This is a genomic window from Marisediminicola sp. UYEF4 (assembly GCF_040546025.1).
GTDB lineage: Bacteria > Actinomycetota > Actinomycetes > Actinomycetales > Microbacteriaceae > Marisediminicola.
In genome coordinates, this window is the sequence record NZ_JBEPNA010000006.1 from 85,020 (window position 1) to 106,742 (window position 21,723).

The window sequence follows — 21,723 nt, forward strand, 5'->3', positions numbered from 1 at the left end:
GGCGGTCTGCCGAATGTTGGCCGGACGTTTGCTGGACCCGCCGCGATTCCCGCCCCGCCCGCGGGTGTCGCGGGGGCGTTTACATGAGCGACACAGAGCTGGGATTTACTATCGCACTATGCACCGCGGTAAACCCGAGCCCGATTCAACCGCGCGCCGGATGCTGGCAGAAGGAGTCGCGTGGACCTGAACACCGTCGCGGCGATCCGCCAGCCGCGCGAGCGCGCCGACCTTGCCCTCGCACCGGGCGAGGCGATCCTCGGCGGCGGCTCGTGGCTCTTCTCAGAACCCCAGAACCACCTCACCGGGCTCGTCGACCTCACCACCATGGGGTGGGCCCCGATCGAGGTCACCGAGTCCGGGCTGTCGATCGCCGCGACCTGCACGTTCACCGAGCTGAGCCGCTTCGAGCTCTCCGCGGCCGCGACCGGCTGGGCCGCCGTGCCCCTCTTCCGGCAGTGCTGCACGGCCCTGCTCGGCTCGTTCAAGGTGTGGCACGCCGCCACTGTCGGCGGCAACATCTGCCTCGCCCTCCCCGCCGGACCGATGACGTCGCTCGGCGCCGCGCTCGACGCCGACGCCGTGGTCTGGATGCCGGACGGACGGGATCGGCGCGTGAGCGTGCTCGACTTCGTGACGGGGGTGGAGTCGACGGTGCTTCAGCCCGGTGAGGTGCTTCGCTCAATCGAGATCCCGACCCGCACCCTCGCCTCCCGCACCGGATTCCGCAAGATCGCCCTGTCACCCCTCGGCCGCTCCGGCACCGTCGTCATCGCCCGCCTCGACACCGACGGCGCCGTCGCCGTGACGGTCTCGGGCGGCACCGACCGGCCGGTGCAGCTGCGCTTTGACGCCCTGCCGACCGCCGCCGAGCTCGCGAGCAGGGTGCACGGCATCGACAACTGGTACGACGACGCCCACGGGGCTCCCGACTGGCGTCGGGCTATGAGCGCGCATCTGGCCGAGCAGCTACGCGCAGAATTGGCGGTCACGGCATGAGGTTCGAGGTCAACGGCATGCCGGTGGAGACATTTCCGGCCGCCGGGCAGAGCCTGAGATCGCTGCTGCGCGACCAGGAGCACTTCGAGGTCAAGAAGGGCTGCGATGCCGGCGACTGCGGCGCCTGCTCCGTGCTCGTCGACGGGGTTCCGATGCACTCCTGCATCTACCCGGCCGCGCGGATCGAGGGCCGCCGTGTGACGACCGCCGACGGTCTCGCCACGATCGGCGCGACCGCCACCGACCCGGGCACGGCGGGGCGCGGCGAGGCCGGGCACCTGCATCCGGTGCAGCAGGCCTTCGTCGACGGCGCCGCGTTCCAGTGCGGCTTCTGCACCCCCGGCATGGTCGTGACGGCATCGACCTTCACCGAGGGGCAGCTGTCCGGCGAGGCGCACGGCGACCTGCCCCGGCTGATGAAGGGCAATCTGTGCCGCTGCACGGGCTACCGCGCGATCGGCGACGCCCTCTGCGGCCGCACCAACGTCGAGCGGCCACTCGCGGGCACCTCGATCGGCAAGTCGGTGCCGGCCCCGGCCGGGGAGCGGATCGTGCGCGGCGTCGAGCCGTTCACTCTTGACCTTGCCACCCCTGGCCTGCTGCACCTGAGCGTGCTCGGCAGCCCGCATCCGCATGCGGGCATCCGGTCGATCGACACGGCCGCGGCGTGCGCCCTTCCCGGCGTGCACGCGGTGCTGACCCACCTCGACTCCCCCGATGTGCTGTTCTCGACCGGACGGCACCAGAACCGCACCGACGACCCCGACGACACGCGCGTGCTCGACACCGTTGCGCGGTTCCGTGGCCAGCGGGTCGCGGCGGTCGTCGCGGATACCCTCGCGATCGCCGAGGCCGCCTGCCGCCTGATCGCCGTCGACTATGAGCAGCTGCCCGCGAACTTCGACCCGGAGCTCGCCACCGCGCCCGGCAGCCCGCTGCTGCACGGCGAGAAGGGCGCCGAGTCCGGGCTCGCCGATCCGGCGGCGAACCTCGTCGCCGAGCTGCACGGCGAGATGGGCGACGTCGCCGCGGCACTGACCGCCGGCCACGCCGTCGTGCGCGGCACCTGGCGCACACAGCGGGTGACCCACGTGGCGCTCGAGACGCACGCGACGAGGGGCTGGTTCGACGAGCTGGGCCGCATTGTGCTGCGCACCAGCTCGCAGGTGCCGTATCTGGTGCGCGACGAGCTCTGCCACATCTTCGGGCTGCATCGCTCGCAGCTGCGGGTCATCACCGCGCGCGTCGGCGGCGGTTTCGGCGGCAAGCAGGAGCTGCTCACCGAGGACATCGTGCTGCTCGCGATGCAGAAGACCGGCCGCCCGGTGCAGTACGAGTTCAGCCGCGCCGACGAGTTCACGATCGCGCCGACCCGGCATCCGATGCGCATCCGGGTGGCCGTCGCGGCGGATGCCGAGGGGGCGCTCACGGCGATCGACGTCGACGTTCTCGCCGACACGGGCGCCTACGGCAACCACGGACCCGGCGTCATGTTCCACGGCTGCAACGAGTCGCTCAGCATCTACCGCTGCGCCAACAAGCGCGTCGACGCCCGCTCGGTCTACACGAACAACCTGCCGTCCGGGGCGTTCCGCGGCTACGGGCTCGGCCAGATCATCTTCGCCGTCGAGTCGGCGATGGACGAGCTCGCCCGCGAGCTGGGCATCGACCCGTTCGAGTTCCACCGCCGCAACGTGATCGTGCCCGGCGACCCGATGGTCGTGACCGACCCCGACGAGGAGAGCGACCTGCTCTACGGCAGCTACGGCCTCGACCAGTGCCTCGACCTTGCCGAGGCGGCCCTCGCCCGCGGCAACGGCGTGCAGCCGCCGGCTGGCGACAGTTGGCGGGTCGGCACCGGCATGGGCGTCGCGATGATCGCGACACTGCCGCCCCGCGGGCACTTCGCCGACGTGACCCTGTCGGTGGATGCCTCCGGCACCTACTCGGTTGGGGTCGGGACCGCCGACTTCGGCAGCGGCACGACGACCGCGCACACCCAGCTTCTGGCGAGCGCGATGAACACGCGGGTCGAGCGGATCGCGATGCGGCAGTCCGACACTGACATCGTGGCGCACGACACGGGCGCGTTCGGCTCGGCGGGCACCGTCGTGGCGGGTAAGGCGATCCTCGTGGCCGCCAGCGCGCTGCGGGCACGGTTGCTCGAGGGGGCGGCGGTGCTCGTCGGCGCCGGTGGTGCCGCAGAGCTGAGCGAGCGCGGCGTCGCGGTCGGCGACCGCCTCGTGACCTTCGCGGAGCTGTTCGCGCCGACCGCGGCATCCGAGTGGACGGCAACGGGTAGTGACGACGGCAGCCCGCGCTCGGTCGCGTTCAACGTGCACGCGTTCCGGGTCGCGGTCGACACCGCGACCGGCGAGGTGCGCATCCTGCAGTCGATCCAGGCGGCGGATGCCGGCGTCGTGATCAACCCGGAGCAGCTGCGCGGCCAGGTCGAGGGCGGCACAGCCCAAGCGATCGGCACCGCGCTCTACGAGGAGATGCGGCTCGATGGCGAGGGCCGCGTGCTCAACCCCGAGATTCGCAACTACCACCTGCCGCAGTTCGCCGATGTACCGCACACCGAGGTGTATTTCGCCGACACCGTCGACGCGCACGGCCCGATCGGCGCGAAGTCGATGAGCGAGGCGCCGTACAACCCCGTCGCACCCGCGCTCGCGAACGCGGTGCGGGATGCGATCGGGCTGCGTCCGGTGGAGCTGCCGATGTCGCGCGACCGGGTCTGGCGGATGCTTCACGGCTGAGGCTGCGGACCTGCGGCTCACCGCTTCCCCGGCCTGCGGTGCCCGCGCCGTCACGCGCGCGACACATGGAGGTGTTAGAAGTGAGCATGCTCACCATCACCGGCGCTGCCGCTATTCTCGTCGACGACAAGACGGAGTCATCCGGCGACATCCATCTCGACGGGGGCGTCGTCGTCGGGTCCGATGGGAGCGAGCGGCTCGAGCCAGCCGGCTCCCTCCGCCCCGCAGGCGAGACGCTCGACGCGAGCGGATGCGTCGTCACACCCGGGCTGGTGAACGCGCACCACCACCTGCTGCAGAGCGCGTTCCGCACCCTCCCCGGCACCCGCGGCGTGCCGATGTCGGAGTGGCTCCCGACCATGGCCGCAGAATATGCGCGGATCGGCATAGACCCGGAACTGTGCCACGCCGCGGCATCCGTCGGCCTCGCCGAGAGCCTGCTCTCTGGCGTCACAACGGTCGCCGACCACCACCTGACCTGGCCGGCCGGATGCGACTCGGTCTCGATGGCCCGCGGGACGGTCGCGGCGGCCCGCGAGCTCGGGGCGCGCCTGGTCTTCGTGCGCGGGACGGCGCGGGACGACCCGGAGCAGGCTGCCGCGTCGGCCGAGGCCATCGCCGGCGACCTCGTTCCCGGCAGGCCGGGCGGGATCAGCGCCGACGGGATGCTGCAGCTCGCGGTCGGCCCGGCCGGGGTGCACAGCGACGCGCCGGAGACGTTCCGGCTGCTCGGCGAGGTCGCCGCCCGGCTGGGACTCGCCCGCCGCACCCAGTCGAACGAGCAGGTCGACGTCGCCGTCGCGCTCGAACGCTACGGCCGGCGCCCGCTCGAGCTGCTCGAGGAGTGGGGCTGGCTCGCCGCTGACGTGACCCTCGCCCACCTGTGTGACGTGACCGCAGCGGAGATCTCCCGGATCGCGGCATCCGGCGCCACGGCGACCCACGCGCCGGGATGCGACCTGCCGATGGGCTGGGGAATCGCGCCCGTTGCCGCCCTGCAGGCCGCGGGTGTTGCGGTCGGCCTCGGCACGAGCGGCGGCGGCAGCAACGACGCGGGACACCTGCTCGCCGACGCGCGGCTCGCGATGCAGGTCGCGCCGCTCGTCGGGCCGCCGCTGTCCGCGCGCACCGTGCTCGGCATGGCGACCGCCGGCTCGGCCGCCGGACTCGGCCGCAGCGAGCTCGGCCACCTGCGGGTCGGGGCCGCCGCCGACCTGTGCGTGTGGGACGTCTCCGGTGTCTCGGATGCCGGGGTGGCCGACCCGATCGCGGGGCTGCTCTGGGCCTCACCCGGCCGGCGCCCGCGGCATGTCGTCGTGCGCGGTCGTGTGGTCGTGCGCGACGGGCGGCTCGTGGGGGCGACCTACGGTCTTGGCGACGGCGTCGATGAGCGGGCCATCGCGGGTCGGCTGCGCGACCGCATCCGCCGCCCTTTCATTATTCAGGAGTAGTCACTGCCGCGGTGGCCCAGGTCGCTTTCATTATTCAGGAGTGGGCGCTGCCGCGACCCGGCAGGTCACATTCATCATTCAGGAGTAGCTGGTGCGGCGACGCGGCTCTGTGCACAGAACTGGACCGCGACCCGGATGCTGCGGGATCCGAGCCCCGCAAAGACGGGCATCCGGGAGCCACCGGCGGCAAAACACAAGAGATGTCGGCGGAAGCCGCCCCACCACTCCTGAATGGTGAAAGCGAGCGGAGCGGTCACGCCGGCCGGATCACTCCCCCACTCCTGAATAATGACAGCGCGTGGGCCGGTCATCCAGCCCTCATCACCCCACCACTCCTGAATGATGAAAGCTAGAGGTCCAGCACGAGCCGCGGGCAGGCGGCGCGGGAGACACAGATCATCATCGTGTCGCCGCCGGCCTGCTCGTCCGGGGTGAGGATCGAGTCGCGATGCTCGATCTCGCCCTCGAGCACCGGCGTCTCGCAGGTGCCGCAGGTTCCCTTCCGACACGAGGAGACCACGAGGATGCCGTTCTCCTCGACAACCTCGAGGATCGAGCGGCCCAGCGGCACCTCGAGGGTCAGTCCCGACAGGGCGAGCTCGACCTCGAACGGCTGCTGCCAGACCGGCTCCCCGAACTCCTTCGCCTCGAAGCGCTCGACGTGCAGCAGCGCGGCGGGCCGGGCGGATGCTGCCTCCTCGACGGCATCGAGCAGGCGCGACGGCCCGCAGCAGTAGACAGCAGTGGTCTCGCGGAGCGATGCGACGAGTGCCGCCAGGTCGAGCCGGTCGCCCTCGTCGGCGGCGTGGATCCGCACGCGGTCGCCGTACTCCGCCTCGAGGGCATCGGCGAACGCCATCGTGCGGCGGGACCGGCCCGCGTAGACGAGGGAGAAGTCGACGCCGGCTGCATCCGCGGACCTCGCCATCGACAGGAACGGGGTGATGCCGATCCCGCCGGCGACGAACACCACCGGGCCAGACGGCGCGAAGGCGAAGTGGTTGCGCGGGCCGCGGATGCGCACGGCATCGCCGACGGCAAGGCCGTCGTGGACGACGTCGGAGCCTCCCCTGCCGTCGGGCTCCCGCAGCACCGCCACCCGGTACCGGGACCGGTCGTCCGGGTCGCCGCAGAGCGAGTACTGCCGCTCGATCGCGGTGCCGTCCGGGGCGGTGAGTATCAGGTCGATGTGGGAGCCGGCGCTCCACGGCGGCAGGTCGCGGCCGTTGACCGCGACGAGGTCGATGGCGACGACCCCCGACGCGACATCCTCCCGCCGATCGAGAACGCAGCCGCGTTCGACGTCGCTGAAAAAGCTCACTTCGCGTCCTCCAGTTCGACCATGAGGGCCGGGTCCCACACGCTGCCGAGGTCACGGAGCGGAAAATGCTGCTTCACGATAAACAGGCGGTAGCGGCTGCCGGTGCGCGAGAACCACCGGTGCGGGGTGCCTCCGACATAGTAGATCGAGTCGCCGGTCTCTAGTTCATGGATGCCCTCCGGACCGAGGTCGACCGTGCAGGGACCTGCCGAGACGTGCAGGAACTCATCCTCGTCGTGGATGTGCAACTCGCCCGGATCGACGTTGCTGGCCTCGAATGCCATCGGGTGGAACGCCCGCTCCCCGTGCACGAGAAGCCGCGCCTCTCCGCGGCTATAGGGGCCGCGATCGCCCTCGTCGGCGCGGACGAGGGTGGGCGCGGTGGGCGCGATCTGTCTGGACAGGTCCGCGGCGCCGGCGATGAGCTCGAGCTGGCTGCTGCCGAGTGCTCGCGCAATCTTCTCGAGCGACGTCATGCTCGGCCGGGCGCGGCCCCGCTCGAGTTGGGAGAGGAACGGATGCGACAGGTCGGCGAGCGCCGCCAACTGCACGAGGGTGAGCGCGCGGGATCGCCGCACCCCGCGGATGTACCGCCCGAGAAGCTCCGCGGCGGTGCTGTGCTCAGTCTCCATGGCCTCTGACTATAGGGTGTGCAAGCCGGGCGAAAGTCCCGCCCGGAGCCGCGCTCCCGGCTACGGCAGCGAAGCCCGCCGCGCTGTTTACGCGGCGGGAATGAGCGCGACACATAAACGAAATGAGTCGTGCGTAGATTCGCCGATGTTGAGTCCATCAACATTTCCGGTCGGATCGCGGCCGAAGGCACACGCCGACACGAGGAGACCCGTTGAACCTCCCCCGCCCCCTGTCGCTGCTGCGGAATGCGACCCTCCCGGACGGCCGCACGGTCGATGTGGAGATGATCGGCGACACGGTCTCCACTGTGCTCCCCGCGGGCTCCGCTCCCGGCAGCGCCGACGAACTCGACCTCGCCGGTTTCATGCTGCTCACCGCGACCGCCGACCCGCACGCGCACCTCGACAAGTCCCGCTCCTGGGATGCCATCCTGCCGCCCATGGGCGACCTCCTCTCGGCGATCGGGTCGTGGCGCGAGTACACCGCCACCATGACCGAGGACGACGTCGCCGACCGGGCCAGGGCGCAGGCGCTCGAGATGCTGCGCCAGGGGACGACCGCGATCCGCTCGCACGTCGACATCCTTGCCGGCGACGACCCGCTGCTCTGCTCCCGCGCCCTTGTGAGGGTGCGCCGGGAACTCGCCGGCCTGATCGACCTCGAGCTCGTCGTGCTCGCCGGACCCGACGTGCCGGACGTGCACATCGAGGCCGCTCTCGACCTCGGCCTCGACCTGGTCGGCGGCGCCCCGCACCTCGCGACCGACCCGAGTATCGACCTGCAGCGCCTGCTTGCGATCGCGCAGCGGCGCGGCAGCGGCGTCGACCTGCACACCGACGAGTCGCTCGACGGCCCGATGACCCTCCACGAGCTCGCGCTCACCGTGCGTGACTGGACGCAGAACGTGTCGGCCGGCCACTGTGTGCGCCTCGGCACCCTGCCGGCCGACGAGCGAGCGCTCATCATCGCCGACGTCGTCGTGAGCGGAGTCGGCATCATCGCGAATCCGATCACGAATCTCTATCTGCAGGGGTGGGACCACGACTCCTCCGCCCCGCGCGGACTCACCGCCGCCCGCGACCTGATCGATGCCGGCGCACGCTTCGCCGCCGGCGCCGACAACGTGCGCGACCCGTTCAACCCGCTCGGCCGCAGCGACGCCCTCGAGACCGCGATGCTGCTCGTCGCGGCCGGGCACCTCACCATCGACGAGGCCTACACCGCGGTCAGCACGGGAGCCCGCGAGGTGATGGCACTGCCGGAGGCCGGCGCCGCCCCGGGGTTGCGCGCCGAGTTCCTCGCCGTCCGCGGCACCAGCCTCGCCGACGCCGTCGCGACTGCTCCCGCCGACCGGCACGTGATCCACGCGGGGCGACTCGTTTCATCGACCACAGTCCGCTCGGAGACGGCAGCGCCATCCCGTGCTGCCCACCCCGTTTCCATCCTGGAGGGATGACCATCGTGTCCATCGCACCCACGATCGAGAAGCCCCTCGTCGACACCGACGCGCTGCTCGACTTCCGCAATGTCGCCATGCAGTTCCCGAACGGCACGGTCGCCCTCTCCGGCGTCGACCTCACGGTCAACCGCGGCGAGTTCGTCACCGTCGTCGGGCCGAGCGGATGCGGCAAGAGCACCCTGCTGAGGATCGCGTCGGGTCTCGAGACGGCGAGCGAGGGAACCGCCACGCTCGGCACCACGCGGATAGGCTACGTCTTCCAAGACGCGACCCTGCTGCCGTGGCGCACCGTGCAGGCGAACGTCGAGCTGCTCGCCGAACTGGGCGGCCAGCCCCGGCGCACGCGGGCGGAGAATGCCCGTGCCGCGATCGAGCTCGTCGGGCTCTCCGGATTCGAGAAGAACCTGCCCAAGGAGCTGTCCGGCGGCATGCGCATGCGCACCTCCCTCGCCCGCTCCCTCACCCTCGACCCGGAGCTGTTCCTGTTCGACGAACCGTTCGGCGCCCTCGACGAGATCACCCGGGAACGGCTCGGAGACGAGCTGCTGCGCATCTTCGCCGAGCAGAAGTTCGCCGGGCTCTTCATCACCCACTCCGTCGCCGAAGCCGTCTACCTCTCCACCAAGGTCGTCGTGATGAGCGGCAGGCCCGGGCGAATCGTCGACACGTTCGAGGTGCCGTTCGACTACCCGCGCGACCCCGACCTCCGATTCACACCCGAGTTCGCCGCTCTCTGCGGCGACGTGTCGCACGCACTCCGGGAAGGCCACTCATGAGCACCACGACCGCCACGACGGCAACGACGGCCGCGAACGACAGCCCGCCGGTGGCGAACCCGGCAGCCAAGAGCGGCACGCGGTCGATCCGCATCTGGGGTCCACCGACACTCGTCTTCGTCGGCCTCATCGCCGGTTGGTACGCGCTCGCGATCTACCTCGCGAGCATCGGGCGCACCACCCTGCTGCCGATCCCTCACCGCATCATCATCGACTCGTTCTTCCCGACGGATGCTGGCGCCCCGATCACGGATCAGCTGCTGCGCGGTCTGCTGCTGTCGACGACCGTCGCGCTCGCGGGCCTCGCGATCTCGATCGTGATCGGCATCGGCTGGGCGGTGCTCATGGTGCAGGCGAAGTGGGTGGAGCGGTCGCTGTTCCCGTACGCCGTCGTGCTGCAGTGCGTGCCGATCCTCGCGCTCGTGCCGCTCATCGGCATCACCCTCGGCTACAGCCTCGAGTCGCGGATCTTGGTCTGCGTTCTCATCTCGCTCTTCCCCATGGTGTCGAACACGCTGTTCGGCTTGCAGGCGGTGGAGAAGAGCCAGCGGGAACTGTTCCAGCTCCAGCACGCGAGCCGCTGGACAGTGCTCACCAAGCTGCAGTTCCCGAACGCGATGCCCGCCATTTTCGCGGGGATGCGCATCTCGGCCGGACTCGCTGTCGTCGGCTCGATCGTCGGCGACTTCTTCTTCCGCCGCGGACAGCCCGGCCTCGGCATCCTGATCAACAACTACGCCTCACGCAACCAGACCCCGGAGCTGTACGCGACGATCATCGTCGCCGCGCTCCTTGGTGTGGTGATCTTCCTCGTCTTCGGCTGGATCGGCAAGCTCGCCGTCGGCCGCTGGTACGAGTCCTCCTCCTAGACTCTCCCGTCGCAGTCCCGCCTCTCGCTCCACCACAGCACCGCACCAGCACCCACACCGCACGCAGCACACCACAGTGATCCCCAAGGAGAACCATGCCCAGCACACCCCAACGCCGCACGCTCGCGGCCGTCGGCGCATTCGCCGCCCTTGTCGCCCTCTCCGGATGCTCGACGGGAGGCGACGCCGAGGCGACACCGAGCGCAGACCTTGAGATCGGCGCGATCGACCTGTCCGCGGCATGCCCGGAGACGGTCGTCATCCAGACCGACTGGAACCCCGAGTCCGAGCACGGCGCCCAGTACAACCTCCTCGGCGAGGAGTACACGGTCGACGCCGACCTCAAGGCCGTCTCCGGCCCGCTCATGGCGGCCGGCGAGTACACCGGCGTCGACGTCGAGGTGCGATCGGGCGGTCCCGCGATCGGCTTCCAGACCGTCGCCGCCCAGATGTACCAGGACACCTCCATCACCCTCGGCTACGCGGGAACGGACGGCCAGGTGCAGCAGTCGGCCGACCTCCCCACGAAGGCCGTTCTGGCCCCCCTCGACATCAACCCGCAGATGATCATGTGGGACCCGGAGACCTACCCCGAGGTCGAGACCATCTCCGAGCTCGGCGAGACCGGGGCCTTCGTGCGCTACTTCGGCGGCGCCGCCTACATGGAGTACTTCATCGCCGACGGCCAGCTGTCGATCGACCAGGTCGACGGGGGCTACGACGGAACCCCGGCGAACTTCATCGCCGCCCAGGGCGCCGACGCGCAGCAGGGCTTCGCGAGCGCCGAGCCGTTCATCTACGAGAACGAGGTCGCCGACTGGGGCAAGCCCGTCGCGTTCGAGCTCATCCACGACGCCGGCTGGCGCGCCTACGCCGGCGCCATGTCGGTTCGGTCCGCAGAATTCGAGGAGCTCTCGCCCTGCCTCGAGCTGCTCGTGCCCGTCATGCAGCAGGCCACGGTCGACTACTACGCGGAACCGACGGCGACGAACGACCTGATCGTCGAGCTCGTCGAGGCCTACGACACCGGCTGGGTCTACTCCCCCGAGGTCGCCGACTTCTCGATGCAGCAGCAGCTCGACCTCGGTCTCGTCGGCAACGCCGGCAACGACACGCTCGGTGACTTCGACCTCGAGCGGGTGCAGGAGACGCTCGAGATCATGACGCCGATCGCGGAGGCGCTCGGAACCCCGCCGCTTGAGGGCCTCACCGTCGACGACCTCGTGAGCAACGAGTTCATCGACGAGACCATCGGCCTGCCGTAACCCGCACGACGACCATGACGACATCACCGGTGGCCACGGCCGACCCGACCCAGCCCGTCGCGCAGCGACTGGCCGGTACACGGGTCGTGGTCACCGGCGGTGCCCGAGGCATCGGCGCCGAGATCGCCATCCGGCTCACCTCCGATTGCGCCCGGGTTGCCGTGCTCGACCGGCTCGTGGACGACGGGACCGCCCTTGCCGCGCGGCTGGACGGATGCTTCGCGCCGGCCGATCTCGCCGACCCCGCCTCCACGGCGAGCGCGGTCGAGGCGCGGTCGCTCATCGCCGCGAATCGGCCGGGCAAGATCATCAACATCGCAAGCATGGCCGGCAAGTCCGGCGGCGCCGGGCAGGCGCACTATGCCGCATCCAAGGCCGCCCTGATCGCGCTGACCCGCGTCACCGCCCTCGAGCTCGGGGCATCCTGTATTACCGCCAACTCGCTCTGCCCGGGCCACATCCTCACCGACATGGGCGCGGCGACCCGCACCGACGACGACGTGGCGACCTGGTCGACCTACTCGCCGCTGGGCAGGCTCGACAGCCCGCGGGACGTGGCGGGCGTCGCCGCGTTCCTCGCCTCACCAGATTCCGACTACCTCACCGGGCAGGCCATCAACGTCTGCGGCGGAATGCACATGGGCTGAGCCGCACCGCCGGCCACCCGCACCAACCAGCAAAGGAAGCGCACACATGTCGGTCGAAGACCTCCACGCCGAGCTCGTCGAACTTCTGGGCGCGCGCGGCGCGTCCATTGACCTGCGGGCACGGGAGAAGGCCTCGGTCGACGGCGCGAAGATGTCGCCGATCATCACCGAGCTCCTGCCCCTCGGCCTCGCCGACATCGTCGCCTTCCCGACGAACGCGGTCGAGATCGTCGCCGTCGTCGCGGCCGCTGTTCGGCACGGGGTCGGGATCACCCCGCGCGGCAAGGGGACCGGCAACTACGGCCAGGGCATCCCGCTGCAGGGCGGGCTCGTGCTCGACCTGTCGAAGGCCCGCTCGATCATCGAGGTCGGCGACGGCTACATCACCGCCGAGGCCGGAGCGCCGATGGTCACGCTCGAGCAGGCCGCCCGGGAGACCGGGCAGGAGCTGTGGATGTACCCGTCGACGGCGCAGTCGAGCATCGGCGGATTCCTCGCCGGCGGGTCCGGCGGTACCGGGTCGATCGTCCACGGCGCCAACCACCAGGGCTTCGTCGCGGCCCTCGATGTGGTGCACGCCTCCCCCGACGCCGCACTCGTGCACGTCGAGGGCGACGACGCGCAGCCTTACGTGCACAATTACGGCACCGCGGGAATCATCGCCCAGGCGACGGTGCGACTCGACCCGGTGCACGACTGGGTCGGTTTCTACGCCAGCTTCGACACGTTCTACGACGTGCTCGCCGTCCTTCGCGGGATGCGCGCGCTCACCCCCACCCCGCGGCTCGTCTCGGCCGACCTGCCGGAGATCGCGGATGCCCTGCCGGACGACCCGGCGATCCCGAAGGGGCGCGCGAGCCTGCGCGCGATCCTCGACACCGCCTCCCTCGACGCCGCCCGCGCGATCGTCGAGGCCGGCGGCGGACGCGTTGAGGAGGTGCGGGAGGGACCGCAGGCGTGCGTGCGCATCAGCACCCTCTCCTACAACCACCCGATCGAGTGGCTTCAGAAGACCTCCCCCGGCACCTACTTCCACCTCGAGGTCGGCGGCGAGGCGCTCATCGACCGCATCGACGAGCTGCACGCGGTGTTCCGCGGCGGGATGCTGCACATCGAGGCCCAGCATGTGGGGCCGATCGGGATGCTCGCGGGCGTCTACGAGTCGCCGGAGCAGGTCTACGCGGGCATCGAGGCGCTCGGCGAGCTGGGGGTGGGCGTGCACAGCCCGCACCAGTGGAACGTCGACTTCGAGGTCGAGCGCACGGTCGAGCTCGCCCGGGAGACCGACCCGCTGGGTCTGCTCAACCCGGGCAAGCTCAACCTCGACTACGCCGGTCCCCGCAAGGGAGCGATCCGATGACACGCCTGCTCGCCGAGCTCTCCGGCACCGCGGTCACCGAGCGGCTCACCGCCGAGTCGGTCATCGTGATCCCGACCGGTGCAATTGAGCACCACGGGCCGCACCTGCCTCTGTCGACGGACGCGCTCCTCGCCGAGTCGCTCGCGACGGCCGCGGTCGAGCGGGGCGTCGCAGCCGGCCTCGACCTCTGGCAGCTGCCAACGCTGAGCTACACGAAGTCGGACGAGCACCACTGGGCGCCGGGAACAATGTGGCTGACCTGGGAGACCCTCATGGCCACCCTCGTCGACATCGGCCGCTCGGTCGCGTCCACTCCCGCCCGCAAGCTCGTCTTCATGAACGGGCACGGCGGAAACGGCGCACTGCTCCAGGTCGCCAACCGCGAGCTGCGGCGCCGGTTCGGACTGCAGACCTTCACGATGCCGGCGGGAATCCAGCGGGCCGGATCCGGCGGCGACACGGGCGCCGACGAGCACGGCCTCGGCATCCATGCGGGGCACGGCGAGACCTCCCTCGTGCTGCACGTGCGGCCCGACCTCGTCGACATGTCGCTTGCGGAGCGCAACGTTCCCGAGCACATCGCGAAGCTGGAGTACATCGGGTTCAACGGCATGCCGGTGTCGTTCGGCTGGATGAGCAACGACTTCGGTCCGAGCGGCGTGATCGGCGACCCGACCGCGGCGACCGCCGAGGCCGGCGCGGTGCTGTTCGAGGAGTCGGTGGCCCGGTCGGTCGAGGCGCTGCGGGAGATCTCGCGGTTCAGCTTCACAGATCCGGCGCATGGCTGAGGCGAGCGGGGCCAGCCCCGAGCTCGTCGACCCCGTGCTCGTCGACCCCGTGCTCGTCGACCCCGTGCTCGTCGACCCCGTGCTCGTCGACCCCACGCCCGTCGACCCCGTGCTTGTCGACCCCGTGCTTGTCGACCCCGTCGCGCTTGCGCTCACCTGGCTACCGGGCAACGACGAGGCGGAGCGGCCCCAGGTCACGCTGTCCACTCTCGCCACCGACGGCTGGCCGGATGCGCGCACGGTGCTGCTGAGCTCGGCCGGTCCCGAGGGGTTCTGCTTCCACACCGACGCGAACTCGCGCAAGGTCGCCCAGCTGCTCGCCGATCCGCGCGCCGTGATCACCGTGCTCTGGCCCGGATTCACCCGCCAGCTCGTTGTTGCGGGCCACGCCGAGCCCGTGTCGGCGGCGGCACTCACGTCGGCATACCGGGCCAGGTCGCCGTACCTGCAGCAGCTCGCCTGGCAGAACACGGCGCAGTTCGCACAGTTGCCGAAGGACGAGCAACGACGGCGCTGGGCGGCGTTCGCGGCTGAGTCAGGCGAGCAGTTCGACCAGCCGTCGAACTGGACGGGATTCGTGATCCGCCCGACACGCCTCGCCTTCTGGCAGAGCAACCCCGACACGGCAAGCGAGCGGCGCGAGTACACCCGGGCGGGCGACGGCTGGGCGCTCGAGCGTCTGCCCGGCTGAGCCTCGCCCGGAGCTGGCCGGGTCGCCCGGCGGCCGACGTGGCTCGACTGGGGCCCGGACCGAGCGCCGTGCCACCCACCTCGTCCGGAAGCCATTCCACGCCGCCTCGCTAGCCGATGGCGCCACAGAAGACGAGTGTCGGTCAACCCATGGTCGGTCGCGTCGTGCACGCATCGCGGCGGCGCTCCGATGTTGTCCAGAGCCGCGCCGCGCTCTCAGGACCGGCGCGCGATGAGCACAGTGTCGACGGCGTGGGCGTCGCCGACCGGGCGAAGCACCTGTTCGCAGCGCTCGATCTCGACGTCAGCGGCGGCCGCGCGGAGGGAGTCGACACTCGTGAGCACCGCGGGGTTCTGCGGACCCCCGACGCCGCGCTCGAGGTTGTCGAGGTCGTGCGCGACGAGAACAATCAGTCCCTCCGGCTCGAGCGATCCGGCGCAGGTGGCAATGACCGACGCGAGCTCGGCGGCGGGAAGCTGAAGATACGCGATAACGATGAGGTCGACGAGGGCCGGCGGCACCCAGTCCGTGACATCTGCCACGACCCAGTTCACCTCAAGGCCGAGGTGGTCGGCGCGCCGGCGCCCGGCTTCGACCGCAACGGCCGAGAAGTCGACCGCCGTGACCTGCCAGCCGCGCTGGGCCAGCCACAGCGCGTTGCGTCCCTCCCCGCAGGCGAGATCGATCGCGGTGCCGGGTGCGAAGCCGGCCACGACGGAGGCGACGAAGGCGTTGGGCTCGAGCGACCAGACGCTCGAATCGGATCTCGCGGCCTCCGCGTAGCGCGCATCCCACGCGCTGCTCGAGCTGGCGGCGCCGTTCCCCGCACTGCTCGCGGTGCCGTTGGTGTGACCGTGGGGCTTCTTGGCATTCATGGGCGCAGCTCCTGACTGATCGTGGCGAGCGCCCCGGCGAAGGCCAGGTCGCCGCCGGGTGAGGTTCCGCCGGAGAGGTTCACGCCGACGACGCCGTCGAGAGCCAGCATCCGCCGGCCCAGCTCGACCGCGGCGGTGATGCCGGCGCTGCGCGGGTCGGCCGCGGCGAGGATAGCGTCGAGGAAGCCCTCGGGCAGCACGAGGGTCGTGAAGGTGAGCATGAGCTCGGCGCTCGCTCGGTCGATCACGACCGGGATGCAGGGGACGAAGCTCATGGTGACGCCGAGCACACGCGCCTGGGCGATGAACGACTCGACCCGGTCGGCGCCGCCGGCGTGGTTGACGAAGCAGATCTCGGCGCCCGCGCGCTGCTTCTCGAGCAGCCTCTCGGCGCGACGGCCGACCGGCGGCGCGAGGGGCGACTCGGCGACCGAGACGAGGTGTCCGGCGGTGCGGGCGAGCGCCGCGACCCTCGTGGAGTCGAGGTCGAACACCGGCGCCGCATCGGGCCGAGCGCCGGTGAGCGTGTGGTCGCCGGTGACGCAGTGCACACCGGCGACGCCGACGTCGGCGAGTCCCGCCAGCTCGCCCTCGATCGCGACGCGGTTGCGGTCGCGGCAGTTCAGGCCGGTCCACACCTCCAGGCCGGTCCGGCGGATGAGGTGCGCGCGGTAACTCGGCGAGAACTGCACGCGCGCGCTCGGTGCATCGCCGGCGAGGACCGCGTCGACGGTGCCGGCGAGCGCCGCTCCGCACGCGGCGATCGACGCCGCGTCGAGGGCGCGGGCGGGGAAGTCGGCGACGACGATCGCGCGCTGCGCGAGGATGCCGCGCAGGCGGGTCGCCCCGGCGCTCGGCACAGCCGAGTCACGGGCATCCGGCCCGGCCCAGTGCACCGTCGGCATCTCGAGGAACACGCACGGGTGGTCGGCGACCTCGCAGCTCCCGTCGAATTCGACGCCGCCGCAGGGACCGAACCGCATCTGCTTGGGGCAGGCGGATGCCGGGCTGGGCTCGATCGTCCCTGGACTGTCGGGCACCGCGTCTCCTCGCTCTCACAGTGCGGCGGCTGGGTCCCGCTCCGTCTGTTTGAATGGTAGCGACCCAGAACGGAGCCCTGCATGTCGGACACGTTCGACCGGATCATCACGGCAGAGTCTGCGCTCATCGATGGGGTCTTCGTCGCCGCGTCGCTGGGGATCCGAAACGGCGTCATCGCCGCCATCGGAACTCGCGAACTCCCCGGATCGGGCGAGCGAATCCGCCTCTCCCCCGGCACGGTGCTGCTGCCGGGACTCGTGGACACCCACGTGCACGTCAACGAGCCCGGCCGCACGGAGTGGGAGGGGTTCGCGAGCGCGACCCGCGCGGCCGCCGCCGGCGGGGTCACGACGATCATCGACATGCCGCTCAACAGCATCCCGGCGACAGTGGATGTGGCAGCCCTCGACACGAAGCGCGCGATCGCCGCGCGCAAGGCGATCGTCGACGTCGGCTTCTGGGGCGGCGCGGTGCCGGCGAGTCTGGGCCGGCTGGGCGAGTTGCACGAGCGCGGGGTCTTCGGGTTCAAGTGCTTCCTCGCACCGTCGGGCGTGGACGAGTTCCCGCACCTCGACGCTGGGCAGCTCGACGACGCCCTCGCCGAGGTCGCCGGGCTCGGCGCTCTGCTGATCGTGCACGCGGAGGATCCCGGCGTGCTCGACGCGCACGAGAACGCGGGCGGCATCGGCTACAGCGACTTCGTCGCATCCCGGCCGAACGAGGCCGAGCTCGTCGCGATCGACCGGGTCATCGACGGGGTACGGCGCACCGGCGCCCGCGCCCACATCCTCCACCTCTCCTCCGCCGCCGCCCTCCCCCGCATCGCCGCGGCCAAGGCCGAGGGGCTGCCGATCACGGTGGAGACCTGCCCGCACTACCTGTGCTTCACGGCAGAGCAGATCCCCGACGGCGCGACGCAGTTCAAGTGCTGCCCGCCGATCCGCGACGAGCGCAACCGCGATCTGCTCTGGCAGGGGCTGCTCGATGGGGTCATCGACGTCATCGTCTCGGACCACTCGCCGAGCACGCGCGAGCTCAAGCTCGGCCACGGCGGCGACTTCGGGCTCGCCTGGGGCGGCATCTCGGGGCTCCAGCTCGGGCTGCCGGCCATCTGGACGGAGGCGCGGCGCCGCTGCATCCGCCTCGAACGCGTGCTCGGCTGGATGTCGCAGGCCCCGGCCGACCTCGTCGGGCTGCCGGCAAAGGGGCGGATCCGGGTCGGCGCCGACGCCGACCTCGTCGCATTCGACCCCGACGCCTCATTCACGGTCGACGTGGAGGCGCTGTTCCACCGCAACCGGGTGAGCGCCTACGAGGGCCGCCAGCTGACCGGGGTCGTGCGCGGCACCTGGTTGCGCGGCGAGAGCGTCGACCTCGCGCCGACCGCCGTTCCGCGGGGAGTACTGCTCGCGCGCTGATCGCGGCGCGTACGCTGAGCATCCGTCGACACGACCGAGGTATGAAACACCCCGGTCACATGGCTCTGGAAGAATCACCGCATGGCCATCGTTCTCGGATCACATCAATACGGCAAAGCCGAAAGCCGCCTCGTGCGCATCTACCGCGACCAGGTGCGGCATGAGATCCGCGACCTCAATGTGAGCACGAGCCTGCGCGGGAGCTTCGCCGAGGCACACCTCTACGGCGACCAGAGCCAGGTGCTTCCGACCGACACGCAGAAGAACACCGCCTACGCGTTCGCGAAGTCCGCCGGAATCCGCTCGATCGAGGGATTCGGGCTCACCCTCGCTCGCCACTTCGTCGACCACACCGCTCCCGCGACAGGGGCCCGCGTCGAGGTCGAGGAGTACGCCTGGCGGCGCGCCGTCGTCAACGGCGCCGAGCACGACCACACCTGGATCCGCGCCGGCGAGGAGGTGCGCACCGCCGCCGTCACCGTCGAGGGCAAGGGCGAGGAGCAGGTCGCGCACGTGGTCGGCGGATTCAAGGACCTCGTGCTGCTCAAGTCGACCGGGTCGGAGTTCCGCGACTTCCTGACCGACGAGTACACGACCCTCGCGGCGACGAGCGACCGCGTGCTCGCGACCTCCCTCGTCGCCCGCTGGCGCTTCTCCTCGACCGAGCCCGACTGGGAGGCCGTCATCTGGGACGACGTGTACTCCAGCGTCAAGCAGATCATCGTGACCCAGTTCGCGACCCTGCAGTCGCTCGCGCTGCAGCAGACCCTGTGGCACATGGGCAAGGCTGTTCTGCAGGAGCATCCGGAGATCGCCGAGATCCAGTTCTCCGCGCCGAACAAGCACCACTTCGTCGTCGACCTCGCCCCGTTCGGACTGGACAACCCGGGCGAGGTGTTCGTCGCCGCCGACCGGCCATACGGCCTGATCCAGGCGACGGTCACCCGCGACGACGCCTCGAATGCCGGCGGCGCGTGGGCCCCGGGGGCGGGTCTCGCATGAGCACCCCGACCGACAAGGACTGGCTCGCCCAGACCATCCAGCTCGCGATCGAGAACGTTGCGGAGGGCGGCGGGCCGTTCGGCGCGCTCATCGTGCGCGACGGCACGCTGCTCGCGACGGGCCAGAACCGCGTGACGCGCGACCTCGACCCGACCGCGCACGCCGAGGTCATGGCGATCCGCGCGGCCTGCCGAGCTGTCGGGGACTTCTCGCTCGCCGGCGCCATCCTGTACACGTCGTGCGAACCGTGTCCGCTGTGCATCTCGGCGTCGCTCTGGGCTCGGGTCGACCGCATTGTCTATGCGGCCGACCGGCACGATGCGGCCCGCGGCGGCTTCGACGACCTGGAGTTCTACGAGCTGTTCGCCAGGGACCGGTCGACCTGGCCGACCGCGGTCGACGCCGTGCGGCTCGACGACGCGGCACGGCCGTTCGATGTGTGGCTGAACGATGCGGAGCGTACCGCGTACTGAGGATGCGCGTGGCCTGTGCGGTCGTGGGGTTCGTAGGTTCTCGGCGTGCCGCGGATGAGCTTGCGGGCGCAACTCGGGAGATTCTGCGACACGCCGAGATCTCGGTCGCCGGAGCTCGGCGTGGCGCAGAATCTCCTGAGTTACGCGCGGGCTCGAGGTGGCCGCCGCAGCAGCGGCAGGTCGCCGCGTACCTGCGGTGACGTACTGATCACCACGACGCATCCGACTCTGCCATCTCCTGCGAACCGACTAACCGACCAACCGACTAACCGACTAACCGACTAACCGACTAACCGACTAACCGAGGAGATTCTGCGACACGCCGAGATCTCGGTCGCCGGAGCTCGGCGTGGCGCAGAATCTCCTGAGTTACCGACGAGCGGCCGTCAGCCCGCGCCGCGCTCAGCTGCCGCGGTAGCTGCTGAACGCGAACGGGCTCAGCAGCAGGGGCACATGGTGATGCGACGCGTCGACGACCGTGAAGACAAGGGTCACCTCGGGGAAGAATCCCGCCTGCCCTGTCGCGGAGGAGTACTTCGCGGTGTCGAAGGTCAGGCGGTAGTCGCCGGGCTCGAGCGACTCGGCGCCGAGCTGGCCGACACGGCCGTCGGCATCCGTCATGGCCTGGTCGAGGAGGGTCCAGGCGCCGCTCGCGCGGTGTTCGAGCGTGACCGGCACACCCGCGGCGGGCCGGCCGAGGGCGGTGTCGAGCACGTGGGTGGTGATCTGGCTCATGACGGCTCCCCTCCGAATGTCGGCCCGAAGGTCTTCTCCAGCCGCAGGAGCGCGATCTCGATCAGCTGCGCGCTCACGATGGCGAGCTCGGTCCGATCGTCGAGCAGCAGCCGGCGCTCGAGCTCGGCGAGGATCTCGGCCCGGCTGCGGCCGGCGGCGCGAATCAGGAAGACCCGGTCGAAGCGCTGCTCGTAGCGCCGGTTGCCGTCGGCGACGGCCGCGGCGAGCGCGCTATCGCCGGCATCCGCCGAGGCCTGCTCGGCGCGCGAGAACTGTTGCGCGGCGCCCTCGCCGACGGGCTTCTCGCCGATGCGCGGGTGGTGCCCGAGGGCCTCGTCGATCTCGGACCGTCGCAGCGGCGCCGCGACCCTCGCGGCGTCGAAAAGCGCATCAAGGTTCGCGAACGGGGCGTGGGAGGCGACCTCGTCGACCCAGCGGCGCACGGCGAGCGCCGCGGTGAGCCCGTCGCGCAGCTCGGCGTCATTGAGTTCGCGCATGAATCCCCCTCGCGGCGGCCCGTCACCGCTCGTGTGGGTATAACTGTACTGGTGACCTCCCCCACCGCCCCGACCCCGCAACCTCCCGCCGGCCTTGTTCTCGCCGCGGGCGCGGGAACGCGGATGGGCCAGCCGAAGGCGCTTGTCGTCGATGACCGCGGAGGCTGGCTCGAGCGCGCGACGGTGCTGCTGCTCGATGCCGGATGCGCGCCGGTGATCGTCGTGCTCGGCGCCGCGGCGGACGAGGCGCGCGCGCTGCTACCCGCCGACCCCCGTGTCTCGGTGGTCGTCGCCGAGCACTGGGAGCGCGGCCTCTCTGCGTCGCTCGCTGCGGGGCTGCGCGCGGCGGAGCGGACGGATGCGGCGTCCACCGCCGTCACCCTTGTCGACCTCCCGACGCTCGGCCTCGCCGCCGTCGAGCGGATGCTGCGCCCCGAGCCCCGTGTCGATACGCTGCGCCAGGCGAGGTGGGACGGCCGTCCCGGGCATCCGGTGGTCATCGGCCGGACGCACTGGGCGGCGCTGCTCGCCGAGCTGTCCGGGGATTCGGGCGCGCGGTCGTATCTGCAGCGCCACGGTGCCGACATGGTCGACTGCTCCGACCTCGGCGACGGGATGGACGTGGACGCGCGGCCAGAGCATCCGACCGGCTGAGCACGCC

At 70.9% G+C, this 21,723-nt stretch carries 21 protein-coding genes; 15 read left to right on the plus strand and 6 right to left on the minus strand.

Translation table 11 applies throughout. The annotated features are described in order from the left end of the window. Positions 1 to 180 precede the first annotated feature (180 nt). From ABIB15_RS08110 to ABIB15_RS08120, 3 genes are all read left to right on the plus strand, one after another. Entirely contained in the window at positions 181 to 999 is an 819-nt protein-coding gene (locus ABIB15_RS08110) for an FAD binding domain-containing protein (RefSeq protein ID WP_354476759.1), read from the plus strand. Further along, a complete protein-coding gene (locus ABIB15_RS08115) occupies positions 996 to 3,761 on the plus strand; it encodes a molybdopterin-dependent oxidoreductase (RefSeq protein ID WP_354476761.1) in 2,766 nt (921 codons plus the stop codon). The genes ABIB15_RS08110 and ABIB15_RS08115 overlap by 4 nt, the downstream gene beginning before the upstream one ends. Before the next feature lie 86 nt (positions 3,762 to 3,847). Then, positions 3,848 to 5,212 carry an amidohydrolase family protein gene (locus tag ABIB15_RS08120; protein ID WP_354476854.1) on the plus strand — a complete coding sequence of 455 codons (1,365 nt, stop codon included), beginning with the start codon at positions 3,848 to 3,850 and terminating at the stop codon, positions 5,210 to 5,212. Between the two features lie 349 nt (positions 5,213 to 5,561). On the opposite strand, the gene ABIB15_RS08125 is transcribed toward ABIB15_RS08120, so the two are convergent. Together ABIB15_RS08125 and ABIB15_RS08130 are read right to left on the minus strand one after the other, a co-directional pair. Beyond that, a complete protein-coding gene (locus tag ABIB15_RS08125; protein WP_354476762.1) occupies positions 5,562 to 6,533 on the minus strand; it encodes a PDR/VanB family oxidoreductase in 972 nt (323 codons plus the stop codon). Next, a complete protein-coding gene (locus tag ABIB15_RS08130) occupies positions 6,530 to 7,165 on the minus strand; it encodes a helix-turn-helix domain-containing protein (RefSeq protein WP_354476764.1) in 636 nt (211 codons plus the stop codon). The genes ABIB15_RS08125 and ABIB15_RS08130 overlap by 4 nt, the downstream gene beginning before the upstream one ends. Positions 7,166 to 7,377: 212 nt before the next feature. On the opposite strand from ABIB15_RS08130, the gene ABIB15_RS08135 reads away from it, so the two are divergent. The 8 genes from ABIB15_RS08135 to ABIB15_RS08170 all read left to right on the plus strand — a co-directional run bounded on the left by ABIB15_RS08135 (position 7,378) and on the right by ABIB15_RS08170 (position 15,021). After that, complete coding sequence (locus ABIB15_RS08135) at positions 7,378 to 8,622, plus strand: amidohydrolase family protein (RefSeq protein ID WP_354476766.1); 1,245 nt, start codon at positions 7,378 to 7,380, stop codon at positions 8,620 to 8,622. Further along, the gene (locus ABIB15_RS08140; RefSeq protein WP_354476768.1) at positions 8,619 to 9,401 is read left to right on the plus strand and encodes an ABC transporter ATP-binding protein; all 783 of its coding nucleotides are present in this window, start codon (positions 8,619 to 8,621) and stop codon (positions 9,399 to 9,401) included. The genes ABIB15_RS08135 and ABIB15_RS08140 overlap by 4 nt, the downstream gene beginning before the upstream one ends. Then, a complete protein-coding gene (locus ABIB15_RS08145) occupies positions 9,398 to 10,270 on the plus strand; it encodes an ABC transporter permease (RefSeq protein ID WP_354476770.1) in 873 nt (290 codons plus the stop codon). The genes ABIB15_RS08140 and ABIB15_RS08145 overlap by 4 nt, the downstream gene beginning before the upstream one ends. A gap of 95 nt (positions 10,271 to 10,365) precedes the next feature. After that, positions 10,366 to 11,535 carry a substrate-binding domain-containing protein gene (locus ABIB15_RS08150; RefSeq protein ID WP_354476772.1) on the plus strand — a complete coding sequence of 390 codons (1,170 nt, stop codon included), beginning with the start codon at positions 10,366 to 10,368 and terminating at the stop codon, positions 11,533 to 11,535. A gap of 14 nt (positions 11,536 to 11,549) precedes the next feature. Beyond that, a complete protein-coding gene (locus ABIB15_RS08155; RefSeq protein WP_354476774.1) occupies positions 11,550 to 12,182 on the plus strand; it encodes an SDR family oxidoreductase in 633 nt (210 codons plus the stop codon). A 46-nt stretch (positions 12,183 to 12,228) separates the two neighbouring features. Next, a complete protein-coding gene (locus tag ABIB15_RS08160; protein WP_354476776.1) occupies positions 12,229 to 13,542 on the plus strand; it encodes an FAD-binding oxidoreductase in 1,314 nt (437 codons plus the stop codon). Beyond that, a complete protein-coding gene (locus ABIB15_RS08165) occupies positions 13,539 to 14,330 on the plus strand; it encodes a creatininase family protein (protein ID WP_354476778.1) in 792 nt (263 codons plus the stop codon). The genes ABIB15_RS08160 and ABIB15_RS08165 overlap by 4 nt, the downstream gene beginning before the upstream one ends. Then, positions 14,323 to 15,021, plus strand: a complete 699-nt coding sequence (locus ABIB15_RS08170) for a pyridoxine/pyridoxamine 5'-phosphate oxidase (protein ID WP_354476780.1) — start codon at positions 14,323 to 14,325, stop codon at positions 15,019 to 15,021. The genes ABIB15_RS08165 and ABIB15_RS08170 overlap by 8 nt, the downstream gene beginning before the upstream one ends. 215 nt (positions 15,022 to 15,236) lie before the next feature. Here the strand turns inward: ABIB15_RS08170 and ABIB15_RS08175 are convergent, their stop codons facing one another. Together ABIB15_RS08175 and ABIB15_RS08180 are read right to left on the minus strand one after the other, a co-directional pair. Beyond that, the gene (locus ABIB15_RS08175; protein ID WP_354476782.1) at positions 15,237 to 15,896 is read right to left on the minus strand and encodes a class I SAM-dependent methyltransferase; all 660 of its coding nucleotides are present in this window, start codon (positions 15,894 to 15,896) and stop codon (positions 15,237 to 15,239) included. Next, entirely contained in the window at positions 15,893 to 16,936 is a 1,044-nt protein-coding gene (locus tag ABIB15_RS08180) for a methylenetetrahydrofolate reductase C-terminal domain-containing protein (protein ID WP_354476784.1), read from the minus strand. Before ABIB15_RS08180 ends, ABIB15_RS08175 begins: the two co-directional genes overlap by 4 nt. Positions 16,937 to 17,017: 81 nt before the next feature. On the opposite strand from ABIB15_RS08180, the gene allB reads away from it, so the two are divergent. The 3 genes from allB to ABIB15_RS08195 all read left to right on the plus strand — a co-directional run bounded on the left by allB (position 17,018) and on the right by ABIB15_RS08195 (position 19,830). Then, on the plus strand, positions 17,018 to 18,355 hold the full coding sequence (allB, locus tag ABIB15_RS08185; RefSeq protein ID WP_354476786.1) for an allantoinase AllB: 1,338 nt from the start codon (positions 17,018 to 17,020) through the stop codon (positions 18,353 to 18,355). An 81-nt stretch (positions 18,356 to 18,436) separates the two neighbouring features. Beyond that, a complete protein-coding gene (gene pucL / locus ABIB15_RS08190; RefSeq protein ID WP_354476788.1) occupies positions 18,437 to 19,357 on the plus strand; it encodes a factor-independent urate hydroxylase in 921 nt (306 codons plus the stop codon). Then, the gene (locus ABIB15_RS08195) at positions 19,354 to 19,830 is read left to right on the plus strand and encodes a nucleoside deaminase (protein ID WP_354476790.1); all 477 of its coding nucleotides are present in this window, start codon (positions 19,354 to 19,356) and stop codon (positions 19,828 to 19,830) included. Before pucL ends, ABIB15_RS08195 begins: the two co-directional genes overlap by 4 nt. A 402-nt stretch (positions 19,831 to 20,232) precedes the next feature. Here ABIB15_RS08195 and uraH read toward each other — a convergent pair whose 3' ends face one another. Further along, entirely contained in the window at positions 20,233 to 20,565 is a 333-nt protein-coding gene (gene uraH, locus ABIB15_RS08200) for a hydroxyisourate hydrolase (RefSeq protein ID WP_354476791.1), read from the minus strand. Next, positions 20,562 to 21,062 carry a 2-oxo-4-hydroxy-4-carboxy-5-ureidoimidazoline decarboxylase gene (locus ABIB15_RS08205; RefSeq protein ID WP_354476793.1) on the minus strand — a complete coding sequence of 167 codons (501 nt, stop codon included), beginning with the start codon at positions 21,060 to 21,062 and terminating at the stop codon, positions 20,562 to 20,564. The genes uraH and ABIB15_RS08205 overlap by 4 nt, the downstream gene beginning before the upstream one ends. Positions 21,063 to 21,113: 51 nt before the next feature. Between ABIB15_RS08205 and ABIB15_RS08210 the strand changes: the two genes are divergently transcribed. Next, positions 21,114 to 21,716: a nucleotidyltransferase family protein gene (locus ABIB15_RS08210; RefSeq protein WP_354476795.1), complete on the plus strand. Its 603-nt coding sequence runs from the start codon at positions 21,114 to 21,116 to the stop codon at positions 21,714 to 21,716. The last annotated feature ends 7 nt before the right edge of the window (positions 21,717 to 21,723 follow it).